Annotated in this window: 21 protein-coding genes; 5 read left to right on the top strand and 16 right to left on the bottom strand. The window is 50.1% G+C overall.

The window, feature by feature from the left end:
- Window positions 1–19: 19 nt before the first annotated feature.
- Window positions 20–370 carry a YolD-like family protein gene (locus LOK74_RS05950; protein WP_230045663.1) on the bottom strand — a complete coding sequence of 117 codons (351 nt, stop codon included), beginning with the start codon at window positions 368–370 and terminating at the stop codon, window positions 20–22.
- A 594-nt stretch (window positions 371–964) separates the two neighbouring features.
- Between LOK74_RS05950 and LOK74_RS05945 the strand changes: the two genes are divergently transcribed.
- Window positions 965–2110: a glycosyltransferase family 2 protein gene (locus LOK74_RS05945; protein ID WP_230046921.1), complete on the top strand. Its 1146-nt coding sequence runs from the start codon at window positions 965–967 to the stop codon at window positions 2108–2110.
- A gap of 113 nt (window positions 2111–2223) precedes the next feature.
- Here LOK74_RS05945 and LOK74_RS05940 read toward each other — a convergent pair whose 3' ends face one another.
- From LOK74_RS05940 to LOK74_RS05885, 12 genes are all read right to left on the bottom strand, one after another.
- Window positions 2224–3540, bottom strand: coding sequence for a right-handed parallel beta-helix repeat-containing protein (locus LOK74_RS05940; RefSeq protein ID WP_230045662.1), 1317 nt, complete (start codon window positions 3538–3540; stop codon window positions 2224–2226).
- Complete coding sequence (locus LOK74_RS05935; protein WP_230045661.1) at window positions 3537–4022, bottom strand: glycoside hydrolase family protein; 486 nt, start codon at window positions 4020–4022, stop codon at window positions 3537–3539. Before LOK74_RS05935 ends, LOK74_RS05940 begins: the two co-directional genes overlap by 4 nt.
- A gap of 96 nt (window positions 4023–4118) precedes the next feature.
- Window positions 4119–6413 (bottom strand): glycine zipper domain-containing protein, encoded by a 2295-nt coding sequence (locus LOK74_RS05930; RefSeq protein WP_230045660.1) that lies wholly within the window; start codon window positions 6411–6413, stop codon window positions 4119–4121.
- Window positions 6414–6687: 274 nt separating this feature from the next.
- On the bottom strand, window positions 6688–7074 hold the full coding sequence (locus LOK74_RS05925) for a hypothetical protein (protein WP_230045659.1): 387 nt from the start codon (window positions 7072–7074) through the stop codon (window positions 6688–6690).
- Window positions 7075–7084: 10 nt separating this feature from the next.
- Entirely contained in the window at window positions 7085–7531 is a 447-nt protein-coding gene (locus LOK74_RS05920) for a hypothetical protein (protein ID WP_230045658.1), read from the bottom strand.
- Between the two features lie 3 nt (window positions 7532–7534).
- Window positions 7535–8872, bottom strand: coding sequence for a phage tail sheath subtilisin-like domain-containing protein (locus LOK74_RS05915; RefSeq protein ID WP_230045657.1), 1338 nt, complete (start codon window positions 8870–8872; stop codon window positions 7535–7537).
- Window positions 8872–9072, bottom strand: a complete 201-nt coding sequence (locus LOK74_RS05910; protein ID WP_230045656.1) for a hypothetical protein — start codon at window positions 9070–9072, stop codon at window positions 8872–8874. Before LOK74_RS05910 ends, LOK74_RS05915 begins: the two co-directional genes overlap by 1 nt.
- Entirely contained in the window at window positions 9069–9521 is a 453-nt protein-coding gene (locus LOK74_RS05905; protein ID WP_230045655.1) for a hypothetical protein, read from the bottom strand. Before LOK74_RS05905 ends, LOK74_RS05910 begins: the two co-directional genes overlap by 4 nt.
- Window positions 9521–9835, bottom strand: coding sequence for a hypothetical protein (locus LOK74_RS05900; RefSeq protein WP_230045654.1), 315 nt, complete (start codon window positions 9833–9835; stop codon window positions 9521–9523). Before LOK74_RS05900 ends, LOK74_RS05905 begins: the two co-directional genes overlap by 1 nt.
- An 8-nt stretch (window positions 9836–9843) precedes the next feature.
- On the bottom strand, window positions 9844–10224 hold the full coding sequence (locus LOK74_RS05895; RefSeq protein WP_230045653.1) for a hypothetical protein: 381 nt from the start codon (window positions 10222–10224) through the stop codon (window positions 9844–9846).
- Window positions 10225–10468: 244 nt separating this feature from the next.
- Complete coding sequence (locus LOK74_RS05890; protein ID WP_230045652.1) at window positions 10469–11101, bottom strand: LuxR C-terminal-related transcriptional regulator; 633 nt, start codon at window positions 11099–11101, stop codon at window positions 10469–10471.
- 404 nt (window positions 11102–11505) lie between these two features.
- The gene (locus tag LOK74_RS05885; RefSeq protein WP_230045651.1) at window positions 11506–11703 is read right to left on the bottom strand and encodes a hypothetical protein; all 198 of its coding nucleotides are present in this window, start codon (window positions 11701–11703) and stop codon (window positions 11506–11508) included.
- Window positions 11704–11967: 264 nt separating this feature from the next.
- Between LOK74_RS05885 and LOK74_RS05880 the strand changes: the two genes are divergently transcribed.
- A complete protein-coding gene (locus LOK74_RS05880; protein ID WP_230045650.1) occupies window positions 11968–12321 on the top strand; it encodes a helix-turn-helix domain-containing protein in 354 nt (117 codons plus the stop codon).
- 93 nt (window positions 12322–12414) lie between these two features.
- Window positions 12415–12906, top strand: coding sequence for an ImmA/IrrE family metallo-endopeptidase (locus tag LOK74_RS05875; protein WP_230045649.1), 492 nt, complete (start codon window positions 12415–12417; stop codon window positions 12904–12906).
- 156 nt (window positions 12907–13062) lie between these two features.
- Here the strand turns inward: LOK74_RS05875 and LOK74_RS05870 are convergent, their stop codons facing one another.
- The 3 genes from LOK74_RS05870 to LOK74_RS05860 all read right to left on the bottom strand — a co-directional run bounded on the left by LOK74_RS05870 (window position 13063) and on the right by LOK74_RS05860 (window position 16968).
- Window positions 13063–14340: a S8 family peptidase gene (locus LOK74_RS05870; RefSeq protein WP_230045648.1), complete on the bottom strand. Its 1278-nt coding sequence runs from the start codon at window positions 14338–14340 to the stop codon at window positions 13063–13065.
- 356 nt (window positions 14341–14696) lie between these two features.
- Entirely contained in the window at window positions 14697–15158 is a 462-nt protein-coding gene (locus LOK74_RS05865; RefSeq protein WP_230045647.1) for an SRPBCC family protein, read from the bottom strand.
- Between the two features lie 256 nt (window positions 15159–15414).
- Window positions 15415–16968 (bottom strand): aldehyde dehydrogenase family protein, encoded by a 1554-nt coding sequence (locus LOK74_RS05860; protein WP_230045646.1) that lies wholly within the window; start codon window positions 16966–16968, stop codon window positions 15415–15417.
- Between the two features lie 77 nt (window positions 16969–17045).
- Between LOK74_RS05860 and LOK74_RS05855 the strand changes: the two genes are divergently transcribed.
- Window positions 17046–17261 carry a hypothetical protein gene (locus LOK74_RS05855; RefSeq protein ID WP_230045645.1) on the top strand — a complete coding sequence of 72 codons (216 nt, stop codon included), beginning with the start codon at window positions 17046–17048 and terminating at the stop codon, window positions 17259–17261.
- 5 nt (window positions 17262–17266) lie between these two features.
- Window positions 17267–17566, top strand: a complete 300-nt coding sequence (locus tag LOK74_RS05850) for a spore coat protein (protein WP_230045644.1) — start codon at window positions 17267–17269, stop codon at window positions 17564–17566.
- The last annotated feature ends 92 nt before the right edge of the window (window positions 17567–17658 follow it).

Raw genomic sequence — 17658 nt, 5'->3', positions numbered from 1 at the left:
CACCCTGTCACAGACCTGACTATGCAACGTTCACATCGACTATCATCGCCAGGTCAATCCAGATAGACTGTTCATCGTTAACCAGCTTTATCACCTTGTATGCCGTATCTACATCCTTTACCCAGCCCCACATCTCACGGATCCGACCGCGTCCTTTTTCGACCGGCTCCCACCAGCGAACGGTTACGCCGTAGTCATATTGGACCGAGTCGTAAATCCGATAGTTGATTTCAGCGACCTTCTCTTCCGCTAGCATGGGTTGCGAAACCAACATCTCATCCTGCGATTGTTCCATGTATATGTCCCGGTTCGCTGTTAAAACCAAACGCGTCACTCCAAACAGGTTGTTTTTCTGGCTGACTGACTTCATCTAAATATCTCCTTTCATGATCAAGCAGTATCCATCTAGCGGGATATTCCTGCTGCCATATGTAAAACAGCCACCTTATTTGTAGAAAAGGTATCCAGACTCTCCACCCAACAAGAACTTATGTTCCCATTATACCCGATACTCCGATTGAATCCACCCTGTTTTTTTACTTGTACCACCAGTCCATTTCCTTCACAGACAAAAAAAATGACCCTTTTCAGGGTCCAAGTTAAGGAGATGGAGGGAATTCCCATGTCAATTATTCTAACACAATTAAATAAATTGTCAACACAAAATAAAAAAAACGAATTTATGTTACTTTATATTACACATATAAGTCATAGGTATCGAACGCGCTCCGTTTGTAATCCCACATTTTTCTGCTATTGCCCCACACCTGTGGTCCCCTTAGAATAGCATCGCTCTATCATCCTTGAACATACACTTGCCATTCAGGGCGCATCTACTTCTGTTATCAGTCTATTCATCCTCAAAAGCTGTCACATATAATACTCGTAAATATATTCTGAGAGGGCGGGAAGGTAATTGAACTTTAGCGTCATTGTGCCCGCATACAACCGTTCCTTGCCGTTGATGTTAACGTTAGCTTCGTTCGAAACTCAATGTTATCCAAGAGATAAGTTTGAAATAATCGTGGTTAACGATGGTTCAACGGATGATACACAGGAAAGGTTGATGCAGTATGAGGCACCTTATCGACTCGTCACGATTACAACGAACCAGAAGAACGGAAGAGCAGCAGCACGCAACATTGGAGTCGCGGCAGCCAGGTCACCTTACGTCATCTTTTGTGATTGTGACTTTTTGGTTACCCCCCAGTTTCTAACTGTACACTCTCAATACCATAAGAAATCCCCAAATAGTGTGATATCCGCTGCCCCCCAATGTTGGAAAAGTGTCTATACTCACCTCTACCCCGATTTCTCCGATCAGGAGAAAGATACGATCCGCCAGCTTCTCAATTCGTGCGGTTTATGGGACGATCCGTATTGGGATGCCAACACATCCGTAGAAATGGTGACACCTGATGACATCCGGCAGAACACGGACATCTTGGAGAAGATCGCGGCTCCTTGGGACGTGGCTGACCGCATCAAAAGGGAATATCTCAAAACAGATGTCGCTCCATGGCTGTTGTCGGCTACCCGCTGTTTGTCGATGCCTAAAAAATTGTTTCATAAAGCGAACGGTTTCGATCCGCATTTTGATCAGTACGATCTGGAAGATTGGGAACTTGGATACCGACTCCATAAGCACGGTTACCGCTTCGTCAGTATCGACAAGGTGATTGGCTACCGACAGGAGCATCCCGCATCGTCCGGAGTCGATGCAAATTTGGAGCATTTAAGGAAAGTTTATCGACTGCACGGTTTTCACGATCCAGAGCTTTCATTGTTTGCAGTCTGTCCCCCTTGGGAAAAGATAAACACCTATAAAAACATGTTGCGGATACTCAACAAGTTTAGCCGTTACAAACGCCCTTCCTATCAGAGGATGGCAAAATCAATGAAACAACTCTTCGCGCACACTGCCGCAGAATTCAACAGCAACCCTCATTCACCTTGGTATCATTATCTCTCGAGAACCCTTGGTTCCGCTTGTATAGAAGCAGAGAAGTTTTTGCTGCAGAAATCAACCAAATATCGCTATAGGGGAATCCTGGTTATCATGAGGAAAACATATCAAAACATCCAAAGTCTCGCCCCCAATCGTGATTAAATGCTGAAGAAGGGGTTATGAAGTATCCCCTTCTAAACCCTTCTAAAGAAGCCTCGAAGCGTGTCCCGCTCCGAGGCTGTTTCACTAGGATGCGATCACGTAAAAGGGCGTGGTTAGACGACCGTATTCCCCATCGTCGTATCACCCTGACTAAGTAATAAGCCACCGCCAACCGCCACATTCTGCAACACTTTTGAATGGTTCGATTCGTTGGTGCGAATGGCATTGGTGAGCGAAAACCCGGAATTGGAATAAACGGAATTTCTGGCTACAACAGCGTTTGACGTTGCCTGTAAATAGATGCCAATTCCTCCGTCGCTGTTCCTGTCAAAAGATATGTTATTGCCGATCACCTGCGGCCGCACTCCCTCTTTGATCAAGACTGCGGTAATTGACTTGGTTTCCGCTATGTCGTTGTCGGAAATCAGCACTCTTTTTCCACTGCGGCCTTCCCCGTAGATAGCGAATTTTTTCGCTCCCACGATTCGGTTTCCTTTGATCGCCACATTGCTGTTTTTGTCAAAGGAGATGTCGTATAAGGACGCCAATGGACCCTCGTATTCTCTCAAGTCGATCAGGTTCCCCATTACCGATACATCCGAATCCTCAACCTTGATCCCTCCTCTGCACTTGCTAATCAAGTTGGAGGCGACCAGATTGCAGGTAATCGCAGGTTCTTCATCGGGATCGCTGGGTTTCACAGGGGATTGGAACACTTCGATGGCGTACCCGTTGACAGCAAACGCTTTGTTGTTCACCAAACTCACATTTTTGGAATGTCCGATCCTATAGGCGCTAACTTCGCAATGATGGACGGCATTGCCGGAGACCAGGACGTTCTCCGCTAGATAGGCTTGAATCCCCAATCTTCCATCGGATATGGTATTGCCCGCCACGACAACATCTTTACCCGATGCTTGTATGCCTTTAACGAAGCCTTTGACCACATTTCCGGTGATCGTCACGTTATTTCCCACCAATCCATTGGATACCCCTTCACACCTGATCGCTTCAACCTTTGCGTCAGTGCAAATAATCACGTTGTTGGCGATTACCGTATCGGTTCCGAATCCGTAGGAAATCGTGTGATCAGAGAAGTTGCCTTCGATCACGACGCCGTATCCATTGTAATTGGACATCGAATGTTCTCGATTCCCGCGAAACGTGTTGTTTTTGATCACGACATTTACCGGCACTTCGAAGTCAATGTCGCCCTCTCCGTACCCTTCAATGTCAATGCCGAATCCGGGACCGATGGTGGTATCAACACCCGCGTTGCGAATCACGTTGTTCTCAATGACCACCCCGTCGCAAGCATTAATCGAAATGTTGTTCCGTCTCGCTCCATCCAACGTGCATCTTTGGATGGTTACTTTTTTCGGCGGGGTATACGGTTTGGTGCCAACACCGATCATCCCTTGCGCATTCACAAAAATGCAATCTCCGGTAAAATCTCTGATGCTGACGTTGTAGGTTGTGATATTCCGTCCACCGTGGACATTAATCCCGAGCCCCACTCATGAGTCGGTCTCGTCTGATCGCTGTAATCATGTTCGTATCGTTCACCCGTCAGCATGCCACCTCGAATCATCACATTTTCCACATCGTCCAGGTAGATGCAGGAATAGCCGAGCGCCGCATTGGGTTCGACCTTCAATTCCGTTTCCGGACTCATCAGAAGCTTCATGTTGGAAGGGACCTTCACTCCCCCTCCGTTTTCAGGCTTTGAAGACGTTTTGGAAACAGCGTCGATCAGGTATTTTCCTTTGGGAGTAAAAACTTCGCTGTAGCCCTCCGACTTGGCGTATTGGATTGCCGCATTCAGTCCGTCAGTGGTCGCTTTTGCATGGGTCCCATCCGTATAAATCCCCCATGCAGCAGGGTCAATCATGTAGCAGGTTGTCATATCCATTCCTATCTCCTCCATTTACCTTGCTTTGTCTCCCGTTTTGATCGCTTCTTTTCCCTAGTCATCGCTGCATCCCGACTAAATAGAAAGAGCATCTTGTCAACTGACAAGTCCTCCCAGCGTTTCAATTCCATCCACGAAGAATTTTTCTACCATCGCTTTGATTTCGTTGCTTATAGAAGGGTCTTGAAGCAGACGAAGCAATCCGCCGACGTCTTGCAGGATACCGTCCGCTTTCAGTGTGATTGGCATGTTGTGGACCGTTAGCGCTATTGGCTGCCGCTGCTTCTCTTGTACCCTGGTCGGGGAGACCACTGGGACACTGGCAGGTTTTACTCCTGGTTGCCCTGCCTGTCTGTTCTCCTCCATCTTCTTTTTCATTTCAGTCCAGATTCGTTGACCGATTGGCGCCAGCGCTGTACCGACCATACCAAGTCTCGTTTTCGATGCCATCTCTTGCAATGTGTTTCCGACATCCTTGAGAATCTCTGCTGGTGGTCTTGGTGGTTTAGGAGGTTTAGGAGGTTCAACACCGAACCAAGCCTTCACTTTCTCGTAAATCGCTTGGCTCTTCTCGTAGATCGCTTCGCCACCAAACGCGCCGATGGTTCCCCCGACGATCCCGCCAACTGCAGTGCCAATCACCGGTACGACAGAGCCAATCGCTGCACCGGCTGCCGCTCCCCCCCAGGCTCCAAGTGATCCGGCCCCTAGTTTTCCGACAGCGTCCAGTTTGTCTTCGGCTGTAAAAAGTCCCGCTGCTCCGAGCAAACTGCCGATACCAGGGATTCCCCGAAGCATCTTGCCGGCTGCCGGAAGTGCTTTTCGACCCATCCCTGTTATTCCATCCCAGGCCTGTTTCACAACGGATAGCAGTGTGTCCTTTCTTGGCAGCAGTCCGCCAAGCCCTCCCTTCAATCGTTCCAGCCATCCCTTTCTCTTCGGTTCTCTCGATTCCCCGCCGCCGCCTAATGTCCTGCGAATGGTTTGCGAGGATAAATTCCGTCGGACAGAGGCGTTTCCTTTCTTAGAGCTGCCATCTTTAGATCGGCCACCCTTAGACTCGTTGCGCTTCCGTCTTTTTTTCTTGCTGCCTGTTGAGTCTTCCCAACAGCAGCAAAATGACTGCAGTTTGTCGTTATCGGGGTTTCCCCCGCCGATCTTGCGTCTCACCCGTTCCTGCAGGGTTCCCTCCCAGCCAAACTTCCCGTTAACCCGATCCTTCATTCCCATCCATGCACCGATTACAACATCTTTGAGCATTCCCATCGCCATTTTCACCCCTGCGACAGCAGCTCCTAAGGCGAGCAGCGCAGGAACGGGCGGCAAATTATTGAGAAACTGATTGAAGTTGCGGACTGCATTAGCGGCTGCGCTGACGGCAGGAGAAAGATCCTTGGCGAGAACCATGCCTAGCCCGATAAACTGGTTATTGAGTTGTGTCTGTGCCTCCAAGATGCCGGACAGAGGATCTGCCTGTTTTACTGTCTGGAAGGATTGGTCCAATTGTCCTTCCACCATGGCACCACTGCCGGTCGGATTACCAGTGATCATTTCCTGGGCCTGCTTTTGTACGGAAGTGAGCATTTGACTGTGCGGACCCGCGGCGTAGGCTTGATTAGCCAGTGCGTCTCCAATGCCTTTCACACTCGCATTTGGCGAGGCATTCTTAATTGCGATTTGCGCATTCAGGTACTGAACGGCACTGCCCAAGTCGGGACGAATCCTATGCAGCTGTAGAGCCTGGCGAGCCATCGTGAGCCCATTCTCGGGATCGGCAAGCAAAGCTTTGTTTACGAGATCGTAAACCTGAGCCCGGTCAACCCTGGGATTCATTACTGTCAGCTCATCGACTGCCTGCTGGATCTGGCTCTGCTGTTCATCAGTAAACCCCTGAGCAGCTAACCTGGCCAGGGCCTGGCTCTCTGCGGACAATGGTCCGAACCACCCCTTGCTGCTGCCTGTTGGCAGTTGCGCCATCTGCAGACTAGACGGTGGTTGGCTAACAGTCGCTTGGACAGGCACCATCTGTGCCGATATCTTGGTACTGCCCAATTCCTGCAGTTCCTGGCGAATGGCTGCGATCTCCCGTCTTGCCTGAACGGCATCTACCGTGACGTCTGGTCGAGCATTTGCCGCGTGTAAGCGGTGCAGTGCCTGACCCAATCGGGTTACGTCTTGCTGCATCCGGCGCAGACTGCGGTGAAAAGACTGCTCTCCCTGATCGACCGCCTGCCGAATGGCATGGAATTGCTTGGTTAGTTCTCTTGTCCCATCAACGAGCAGGAGCACTTCTTTTGTGACTTGTTTCAAGCTCTTTACGACCTCCCGCAGCTCAGGTGCCAACTGGTTCTGTGCAATGATCCGAACCACCGCTCCAGCATCCATATCCATCGTCACCTCCCTTTCCTTTTTATAAAATTGGCTAGTCATCCATCCTAATGGCGAAAGCATTTGATCGCCTTAGCGAATACAAACGTTCCAAAAAAAGAGAAGGGAGAAGGCTATCCGCCAGCCTTCTCCATCTCTTCTTCCTCTATACTTTGACAAGCAATGATAAACAGTTTTTGCATATGGCGGTCTACCTCGTATTCCAGCAGGTCGCACGGCCGTCCGCGGCCATTGAGGAAAGCGCGACAGAGATGGGATGATTCTCCGTCGATACGAATCAGTTTTTTAGTTCTTCAACCACCTGATCTTCCGTCTGCACTTCGCTGTTGACGCGGTTTACCGCTTCCAGCAGCAGGTTGTAGCCCTGCGGATCGTCATTAAACAGACGGGCCGGCATCTCAAACTTGTCTTTCGCCTTGTATGCTTTCAGCAGTTCGCTGTGATGCCAGGGAAAAGCGTGTTCGGTCGCCTTTACGATACGCGCATCGTTGTAGCGGAAAAAATCGAACCGTCCATCTGCTTCTTCGGCCAGGCGGTAACACTGCCGATTCTGCAGAAACGTCAGTTCGCGTACTTCCCACTCCTCGTCATGGATGAGAACCGTTTCCGTCCTGCGCTGTCCCGTTTCATTTGACTTTGCCAAGTATTTTTCCAGTTTCCCCATACTCTCGCTCCTATTCTGCGTACTCCGGCAGTTTTTCCAGGAAATCAGGCACCTTGTTGCTGCGTCCCTTGATCTCGTAGGTTGCGTTGTCGCTGCCCTCCGCCTTCGCCTCCCACAGCGTGATCTCTTCCGGGCTGAGATAAATGTCGGAGAGGCGGACCAGTTCACTGTTGCCCGCTTCTTTGTCCACCGTCTCACCGATCAGCATCGGCAGTACCGGTGTTTTGCCTTTGCTCAATTGCTCAACACAGTAATATTTCAATTCTGCGTTGGCTGAGGTTATCCGCAGCGTCACCTCGACAAACCAGTCGTTTACTGTCTGGACCGCCCCTTTTTGCAGGCGGTGAACCTCGCCGTAATTGGTCTTAAACACAAAGCGTCCTTCCAGCGTGCCTTCAATCACGTCGCCGCTGTCATTGTAGATCTGGCAGTTTTTTAGTTTAATATCTCGCTGCATCGTCTACAGCACCTCCCATTCGATATCGAAGTACTCAATCGCATCAAGCGGTTTGGCCGACAAGAGAAATCCGCGCCGGTCACCGCTGCCGTTCTTCTTGTCCGCGAAGCTCCAGCCTGCGTCAATCGCTCCCTGCTGTTCCCGCACTTCCAGATACGCCTTTACCGCCCCGACAAAGGTGGCCGCTCCAATATCGTTGTTGTCCAGTTTTCCTTTGTACTTTTTCCCGACCGTTTGGATATCGTTGACGATCTGATCCAGCGTCATCGCAACGCGAATCTTGCCAAAGTCCTCGCGCTCACCAGGACCCAGCGTCGATAAGGTATTGACCGCACTTTCGATCAGGTAGACGTCCCCGTCGCGAACGGCAATCAGTGTCCCTGTCGAGAGAGCTTGCAGGATCTCAGTATGTCCCCAATCCTTTTTCGCCTTTTTTAACGGAACGACTACCGCCGTCAGCGATTGGTCGGCCGGGGCAGCCGCAATCATACCGGCAGTCCAGGCAGCCCACTCCAGACTGCTGTACTCTGTTCCATTTTGGTGGGTGCCGGAGATTGCGCAGTTGACGACGTAGCGGGCATTCATCGCCAGCGAGCGATCCGTATGAGCGGTCATCATCGTATCGGAAGCCGCGTCACCACCGATCACCAGCGTGCTCAATTTCTTGTTCTGCGTACGTCGATCCTGCATGAACTGCTTTGCCGCAAACTGCACAGCAGCATCGGCAAATGGGAGGTAAAAGGCATCGTAGTCTACTCCCGCCGTAGCCGTAAACAATACAGTCGCATCAGCAGCAGTAAGTGGCGCAGTACCCGTCGTGCCGCCGGCCAGTTGGGTCTCGGCAACGTCTGCAATTGCGGTCTCTCCCAGTTTTGTCACCCGGATGTAAATCGACAGAGCCGTCTTGCTGACCAGCTCATCCGCATCGGCAAAGGAGTATTTCTCCGTGCTGACCGGTCCTTTGACCACCAGTTCTTTTTTACCTGGTTCGGCCGTTGAATCTGCAATCGAGATCGAGATGTCGTTTCCACGCAATCCCGGGTAGCGAGCCTGGATGGTAATCGCTCCATCCTGCATATAGCTGGCGGCAGTCGCGTTGCCGTTTGTGATGCGGTATCCGAGGATCGTAGCACCGCTTTCTGCAGCCAGTTCAATCACATCCACCTCACCGTACGTTTCAGCAATTCGCTCTTCGTAGCCTGTCATGCGCACAACCGCGTCAGGCTCTCCCCACTCCGCCTGGTACGGAACCAGCACAACGCCGCTTTTGGGCAGCACACGTTCCTGTGCTTTCGCGATCATCTCAATGGTCACACCTGGTCTTTCACGTTGAATGGTCATTACTTGCCACCGCCTTTGTATTCTTTTAACTTTTGTCTGACCACTGTTTCACTCAGCAGTTTATCGTCACTTTCAGCAAAAAGGGCACCAGCAATCTCAAAGCGTTCTGCTTTCAGACTGGCGGCGCCCGTATCGATCCACTCTCGTTTGCTGCGTTCGATCTCCATCCGCTTTTTTACTGGTTGTTTCTTGCGCGTCAACGATGCCAAACCTCCTCTGTTTCAAAAACGTGAATTTTTTCTGTTGCTTCCTTCGGAATAGCGGCCGTATAGGTGAAGCGAAAGGTGATCTCAGTCCGGTCGCTGTCTTTGGAGCGCACGCGAAACGAATCCCTCTCAATCTCGATGTAGCGCCCGTCCGTCTGACCACGATAGGCGAACTGTTTGCTTTGCAGCAGGCTGCGGATCGGTTCAGCGGGGATCGCGGTGTAGACGCTGTTCACTTCTTCATGAAGCAGAATCACAGTGGTATCGACGAGCACGTTGTGAGATGTTAAGGTATGTCCTGTTTCACCCAGTTCCTTGATCTGCACAAAAGCATAGGGAGGAGAGATGCTTTCAGCCTCCCACTCCTGGAGATTGAGCAAGATGGGCAGGTTGGGGTAGGCTTCATGCACCAGATCGACGATCACCGATAGGTCTTGTTCCATCAGATGTCCCCCCGTTTCTTGCGGATTGCGGTCACTGCCAGAAAAAGTCGTGTGCGCTGCACATTCTTGACGAGAAACGACTCTCGAAAGCCGGGCAGTCTCAAACGGTCGTTTGGGCGTATGTCCTCTTCTGGTGCAAAACCGATAAAGGCCTTGTACTCCCATTCGACCGGATTGGTCCCGGTATGCTCCCAAACACTCTCCACCTCGCGAATCGATCCGTACACCTCTCGTGCCGACAGCGCAGAGAAGCCAATCACATTGCGATCACCCACCAGTTCCTCCCGCCGAAAGACCTCAATCGGAACGCTCATCCGCCACCTCATGACGACATCGCCTGCGTCGTACCGCCATCCGTCTGTTGATCCACATAGGTCATCCACTGACGAAGCAGAGAATCGATCAAGGGAAAACCAGTCGTTACCGCTTCCCTGTTGATCGTGTACGAGTACCCGAGGTCACCTTCTGATACAATGCCTCGTGCATCTAAACCTAGAGACTCGTCATTGTCGGTCAAGGCCATTGATTCTACAAGGCGGAAATGAATCATCGCCAGACGGCTGTCTCCTTCGACAAATGGCCGCGCGGCAAACAGCTCGATCCGCAGCTTCGCCTCGTCGATTAAGTACTGCAGCCGATCCGTCGTCTTCTCCGCTGCGACTCTCGTACTGCTCCACTGCTTCACCTGCTCTGGTGTCAGCATGGGACAACTCCTCCTTTCCCTCTCTTTTCAATTGTGCTGCTGATGGTAAACATCTCATGTCTACCGCACAGGGAGCGAGGAGCATAGCTTTTCCACCTCGCAAGATCAGTTCCCTGTACGCTGTACATGAAAAAAGCCACCCGGTGGCCGGATGGCTTTCTCTCTCATCTTGCTTGACCCCATTATAACCTGTTGGCTCGACTGTTCGCAAAAACCGTTCAAAGTGTCCAATCTGTCCAAAGTGTCAATCACCTGATTCGTTCTGCTCCCCGTACATCGACCACGCCATTTTCCCGATCAAGCTGCGTTTGATCTCGTAGTAGCGCTGCCGACTCACCCCCAGTTGACGGGCGATGTAATTGTTTTTCTCCCCATCCATCAATCCATCCAGCACGGTCCTTTCCCGCTCATCTGCGATTTCTTCAGCTGCCTGTTCGATACGGTCCACTGTTTCTTTCAGTTTCATCAATCGTTTCCACTTCCGCTCCCGATGGACCACTTCATTCTGGGTTTTGTTGGCCGTCAGTCCTTTCCCTTTCGGTTGGCAGCCATCAATGCCGTAGGCACTGACCAGACCTTGGCCGACATTTCCCAGATACTCCTCGATGCGGCCGATCTCCCGTACCATGAAGCGGTAATCCCGCAGCTCTTCTTCTGTTCGCTGCACCCATTCGAGAGCAGGCCGCAGCTGATCCGTCACAGATACAGATACGTCCTTCGCACGAGCCGAAGCGCGCTTCACGGGGTATCGTTTCCATTCCTCACACTCTTCGATATAGCCCACACTTTTCCCGAAGACACTACAGATGCTTCTCGATCCCCATTGGGTGCCCGGACAGTTGGCGCATACGCTTTCGATAAGATGCTGCTTTTCCATACCTTTCCCGCCCTTCTCTATTCCTTTACACACTGCGGTCTCATACACATCAGGCGAAGTCCCTCGCTTCGGCCCCAAACACAGCGGTGGCACTTCTTGGGAAGCTGCTGTTGAGCCGTCTTCTCGTACCGTGTGAAAAACTTCACTCGCTTGGCTGCCCGGTTATCATTCATCTTGCCTATACCACTCTCACAATCCACGCTATCTCCTCCCGTCACATATCTCCCTGCCACAACAAATGCTGCTGCAGCCGTAGCCGATCGCTTCCTTGTTGGCAGTCAAAGTTTTTTCCTTGCATCACCAGCGCGCGTCAGTCGATTTCGCGAATCCGAAAGGAAAAAAAGGGCGTCAGAACAACACCCCTATCGGGTGCTGGTTCCGACGCCCTCCGCTTTTCGGTCAGGCTATCTGGAGATTTTGTAACGCTTGCGCTTCGTCTCTTCCGTGTCCAACAGCTTGTGATCCTGGGTAATGATCGTATACCTGTGGAATGCTTCCAACTTGTAGTTTTCAACCAGTTGGCCATCTTCGAAGATGATCACTCTTACCCCTTTTTCTTGCGGGATTTCCAGGATCGCTTCTTTCTGTGTAATGATCTCCATCTGCGCCCCTCCTCTGGACCAATCAACGTTATCGGCACTGTCGATCACAATGTGTGACTAACACTCTTTTTATTATAGTCACATTTCGTGATCATGCAAGCAATAAAATCCCTCTCTATTCGACACGTTTAGACGACTCCACCTATTGCGTATTCTTTGCTATTCAATACAGCATGCTTGATGACCATAGGAAAATATATCTTCTTAGAAAAGCATTTACCAATCACATATTGTGAGGTATAATAAAGAAGCGAGGTGGTTTTGGTGAGCACATTTGGTGAACGAGTCGCCAAACTGAGAACGGAAAAGAAAATGTCTCAGGCAGAGCTGGCTTCCCACTTGCAGCTTGCCAAAAGTACACTTGCCATGTACGAAACAGATAAACGAGAGCCAGGCTTTGAAACAATCCAACGAATTGCTGATTTTTTCCAAGTCACCACTGATTACCTGCTGCTGGGCAGGGAATCGACACGCAGCGAGGAAATGTCACCCCGCAACCAATTGGAACACATCTTCTTTTACGAATTGGACAAGTTGAGCGATGAAGACAAGCATAAAGCTTTGGAGCATATCAAGTACTTGCGCTATTTAGCCGAAAAAGAACAAAACCAGAAATAACAACGAGACACGCGCCGATTTGCAACGAGATGCGTGTCTTTTTTCTCATCCAAATAACGAACATACATTCCTTTTTCCGAGGCAGGTGTTCCTATGCTTCTTTTCTATCGTCCTACTGCACTGGAAGCGTGGGTTGTCCAGTTTTACCGTCGACTGCGGATTGAACAGCCGGAAGATTTAGCCGAAACTGAGATCGCCCACAGCTTAAACATTTACCTCAGCTATAGAGATGTGCCTTCTCTCTCATATGAAATGGGCCGGTTTAAGAGCATTACCATTGACTCCCGGATGCCCTCGCAGGTGCAGCGTGAACACTTTTTCCACGAATTGTGCCATCTGCTGCGGCATGCCGGGCGACAGAGCATGATGCCGGCTGCTTTTCGCGAGCTGCAGGAGCGGGACGCGCACCATTTTACCCGCTACGCAGCGCTTCCGTTGCATATGCTGCTCTCATTCGACTTCCGCGATCCGGGCATCATTGAAAATCTGACGGAACGTTTCCGGGTGACACCTGAACTCTGCCAGAAGCGCCTGGAAAAGATTCGGCACAGCCTGCAGTGTGGAAACTGCGGCTCTATGTCCTGATCACACTTGTCGATGGCGGGAGCGGAGGGTCTCCATCTCTTGTACCAATTCTAATGAGCCACCCACCTTATATTTCCAATCAGAAACACTGGCTGCTCGCCCCGCCCAACGAAAAACCGACCTCCTGCATGGAGGCCGGTTTTTCTACTGGAAATCCTAGTTATCGCCTGCTTGTACGGTCGGGAAGCCGAAGCCGGCAGCAATATCGTCACCTGCTCCTGCGCTATCGCCGCCCTGAATGTCATTTGCCTGTGCCCGTTGTTGCAGTTCTGCCCGAACCTGATCATTGCTCCACGACGGATGGGTTGCCCAGATTTTAGCAGCCAGTCCGGAGATATGCGGAGTGGCCATCGAGGTGCCGCTAATCGATCTGTAACCTCCGTTGTTCCACGTCGATTCGATGGCAGCTCCCGGTGCCGCTACCTCCACATCTCGATCCTGAATCACGTAGTCACCAGCAGTATCCGGATTGCCGCGAGAAGAGAAGTAAACCACGCGGTAGTTGCCGTTTTCCTGTACATTTTCCAGAGCAGCGACGCCAACAGCCTCCTTCAGGCCGCCTGGATAACCGATCGTATCCGGGTCCGGACCGGAATTACCTGCTGCTGCTACCACCAGTGCTCCATTTTGCGTCGCGTATTCGACCGCATTGGAGATCAGCGAACTTTCGGTTGCAGAACCAAGCGACATGGAAATGACCACGTTTTCCCCTTGGCTGTTGGCTTGATCCGCCGCGTACCGAATGGCGTAGGCGATGTCATCCGCGTACCCGCTGCCGCTGTCGCTCAGCACTTTATACGCCCATAGCTTGGCTTCCGGAGCGACCCCGTAAATCCCGCTACCGTTGCCGCCGTTAGCCAAGACCGAACCAGCCACATGCGTACCATGTCCGTGACCGTCATTGCAACCATTGACTACCGGTGACCACCAGGAAGTAAAGTTGTAGCACTGCTCCACATTGGCGGAGAGGTCTGGATGGTTCGTATAGACGCCGGTATCGAGCACGGCGACACGGATGCCAGCCCCGCCGCTGGTAGCTTGAATCGACGGATCCTGGTAGATCGCTTCGATGCCCCACGGCGTAGAATCAGATGGAACAGCCAACACCTTGCTGCGTTTTCCTTTCTCGTATTCGGCGATTGACAGAGTTTCTACCAATGAGACGTTCAACGACGAAGCTTTTTGCAACTCTTTCAGTTGCTCTTTGGTCACATCCGTGGTAAAGCCCAGCTTCCCAAAGTCATGCCGCTGGCCAAACTTTTGGGCAAAAACCGATTTTGCGCTGAGTTCCTCCGCTTGAATCAAGACGCGAACCTTGTCCGAATTCTTATCCTTGTTAGCCTCTTCGCTCACAGCCCCTGCACTACCAGAAAAGACGGAGAGCACCAACGCCGCTGACAGAACGACACCACCGAACAGTTTTTTCCTTTTCAACTCATTCACTTCCTTTACTAGAAAATATTGGGTACCCTTACTACTATAATAGAATAGAAGGAAAGATCTTTCAATTTAAAAAATTCCATTTTATGTGGGAATTTAGAAAATAATCCCAAAGTCATACCATGCCGACATGTAGATAGGTGAAATTAGGAAACTTGTACTAACGAGGAGCAGCTCTCCACTTTCCGGCCAAGGTCACGCCTCAGCCGAGTCATGCGAAATAGAAAAGGGAGACCTTCACATGGTCCCCCTTGTCGGATCCAAGCTACCGTTAAAAAGCACCCATCGAAGATTTGCTCGTCAACGGGTTGTTCTTACCGAGCTTCTCGAATCTTATGAAACTCATTTCCTTACATATGGGCGTCCGGTGCCTTATCCGATACCAGATCAAGAACGACGTTATGTTCAAGCAGCGCCTTCAGTCCACAGAGCACGATCGTATATCCTCCCATAGCGTCAATGGCTTGTTTTACGATCTCATCTCCATTTCCCGCAAATCCTGTATTCGTAATTGTGACAAAGGTTTGGTTATCGGTGCGGGGAGTAAATGTCCACTCCACTATAGTGTTGTCTGATGATTTAATCCGAATCAGCTTGTTTGGCTGGATTTCTTCTACATAGACGTTATCCCAAACTCCGTACATCTCCCAATCCCAGCGGACATGCTTGCCTGCTTCCAACCTTCCGCTGCTTTTGGTGAACCAGAATTTTGTCGTTATAGCCGGATCGGTAAAAGCCTCAAACACCTCTTTTACCGGTTTTCGTATAAGCATTTCTGCTTGCACGACCGGTACCTGATTCAACATTGTCATCCACCATCACTCCTTTTGGTTCGATCATATCATGTGGTACAAGGTTACGGTATCTTACCGATTGCTCATCACTCTCTTGAAAGTCGTTTCACACGAAATTCTTGACAGATCACTACGATCCAAATACGGAGAAATCGTTGTGCTAAGGTCCGTCTCGACCACATTTTGTTCTTTATTCAACTGTGGGAACAAAAAAAGTCAGCACCTCTGTTCACAAGGTGCTGATTTGTTTTCTCGTCGTCCATGCATTTATGTTTTATTCAGGGATGTAAGGCAAATCCAACACGGTTGGGATGTTAATGACGTGTGTTTCCGTATAAGAGAGAATCCCTTCCACACCGTATTCCCGGCCAACCCCGGACTGTTTCACTCCACCAAACGGAAAGCGTACATCCAGCCCCTGCACTGCAGCTGTGTTGATCATTGTCGTCCCCGCTTCGATCCGACGAGCGATACGCACAGCATCTTCTTCGTTGCCCCAGACAGAGCTTGTCAGACCGTAGATGCTTTCATTATGCAGCGCAATGACCTGTTCCTCATCATCGAACGTCAAAATAGGAACTGTCGGACCAAACTGCTCTTCCACAACGATAGGGTCGTTATAATCACAGCCCAAGACCAGCGTCGGCTGCATGAAATTACCTTGATCGAAGATCTCTGGATCGATGATTGTGCCAAGCTTGATCACCTCGGCACCGCGACTTTCTGCATCGTCAACCAGACTCTGCACATACTTTACTTGACCCGCATTGTTTACAGGTCCTATGGTTACATTCGGATTAAACGGGTTGCCGACACGAATCCACTTATTAGCCGCTTCGATATATTTTTCTACAAACTGATCATAGATCGACCGGTGTACATATACGCGTTTGGCAATCATACAGATCTGGCCTGCGGTTAAAAAGTTTGAAATGACCAGACGCCGCATAGCCCGTTCGTCATTCACATCAAAACTCTTAAGAATAATCGCGGCATCATTTCCGCCTAATTCCAACGTCAACTTCTTGATCGTTTCCGAAGCGGCCTTCATAATACTTTTAGCAGTTTTGGTTCCGCCAGTGAATGCGATTTTGGCTACTTTTGGATTCGATGTTAGCTCTACACCTACCTCCGCTTCTCCATGTACAAGATTCAGCACCCCAGGAGGGAACTCAGAGGAGATCATTTCCGCGACCTTGCTGACCGTAAGAGGGGCAAAAGGACTTGGCTTGAGCACCATCGTATTGCCAGCCAGAAGTGCGGGAGCAATTTTTATCGTAGAAAGAGAGATAGGGTAATTCCAAGGAGTGATCGCAGAAACGACACCGATCGGGTCATAGGTAATGATGGTTTTCCCCTTCTCGTGCTCTTTTACTGTTTGTTGAAGCACCTCTTTCGCGTTATCACATGCGAACTCCATCCACATCAGTGATACGGCAAACTCTCCTTCTGAATCATAAAGCGGCTTGCCGTGCTCTCTCGATAGCAGACGAGATAATTCGGGAATGGCAGATTTTATCTTTTCAATCGCTCGGCGCATACGCTCGATTCTTTCTTCAACCGGTACCCATTTCCACTTGCCAAAAGCTTCATACGCCGCTTCAATTGCCGCAACTGTCTCTTCTTTTGTGTTAAAGGGCGCATAGCCGACGATTTCTTTTCCATTTGACGGATTTTCTCGAGGAATCCTTTTTTCTGTCAGTACCTTCTCACCATTAATGATGGAATGAACGATGATAGGTTCAGTTGTAGTTGTCACAGGTAACCGTCCTTTAGCAGAGATGATTTGGTAATTGTATGGTTTGTAAACAGTAGCAAATTCATGCATGCCAATCTCTGATGATGGGAGTTGGCATAATTTATTTCGCACAGGATACCATACTTGTGGAAGGAGGTGGGTCGCTGGTGGCAGAAAACCGTTTGGCCATTCATGAAGCGATGGATGTATCTGAATTGCTTAATTTCAAAAGTGTTTGTTTAACCAGATCAACCGTCTCTCAAACGCTGGTTTCTGACGAGACTCTCAAGCAACTTCTCCAACAGGACGTCCAAAATACTCAGCGGCATATCCAGGAGCTGCAAACACAACTATCCCAAGGAATGAATGTAGATTCGAGGTGAAACAGTTGAACACAGTGGTAGAAAACTTAACTGGTATGAATGTGATGACAGATCAGGTTATTGCTACGGATCTTTTGTTCGCTGCAAAGAGCGGCATTCGCAATTATGCAGTGGCCATCACTGAAACAGCTTCTCCGGAAGTGCGGGCAACGCTTCGCAAGCATTTGGAAGACGGGATCGCCTACCATGAAAAAGTGACAAATTACATGGTGGAAAAAGGATGGTACCACCCCTACAATCCGCAGCAACAGTTGGATTTGGTCTTAAAGAGCGCGGACACAGCACTCCATGTCTCTCGCCAATAGGTAACTCAACGGAAACAAAAAGCCCTCCAGCGTAACCTGTTAAAGGAGGGCCACTTTTTTTGTCATGAGAAGATATGGATTTGCGGCAAACT

The organism is Brevibacillus humidisoli, assembly GCF_020923435.1.
GTDB classification, from domain to species: Bacteria; Bacillota; Bacilli; order Brevibacillales; family Brevibacillaceae; genus Brevibacillus_E; species Brevibacillus_E humidisoli.
The sequence above is the reverse complement of the archived record's forward strand: the minus strand, read 5'-3'. Positions and strand labels throughout refer to the sequence as shown.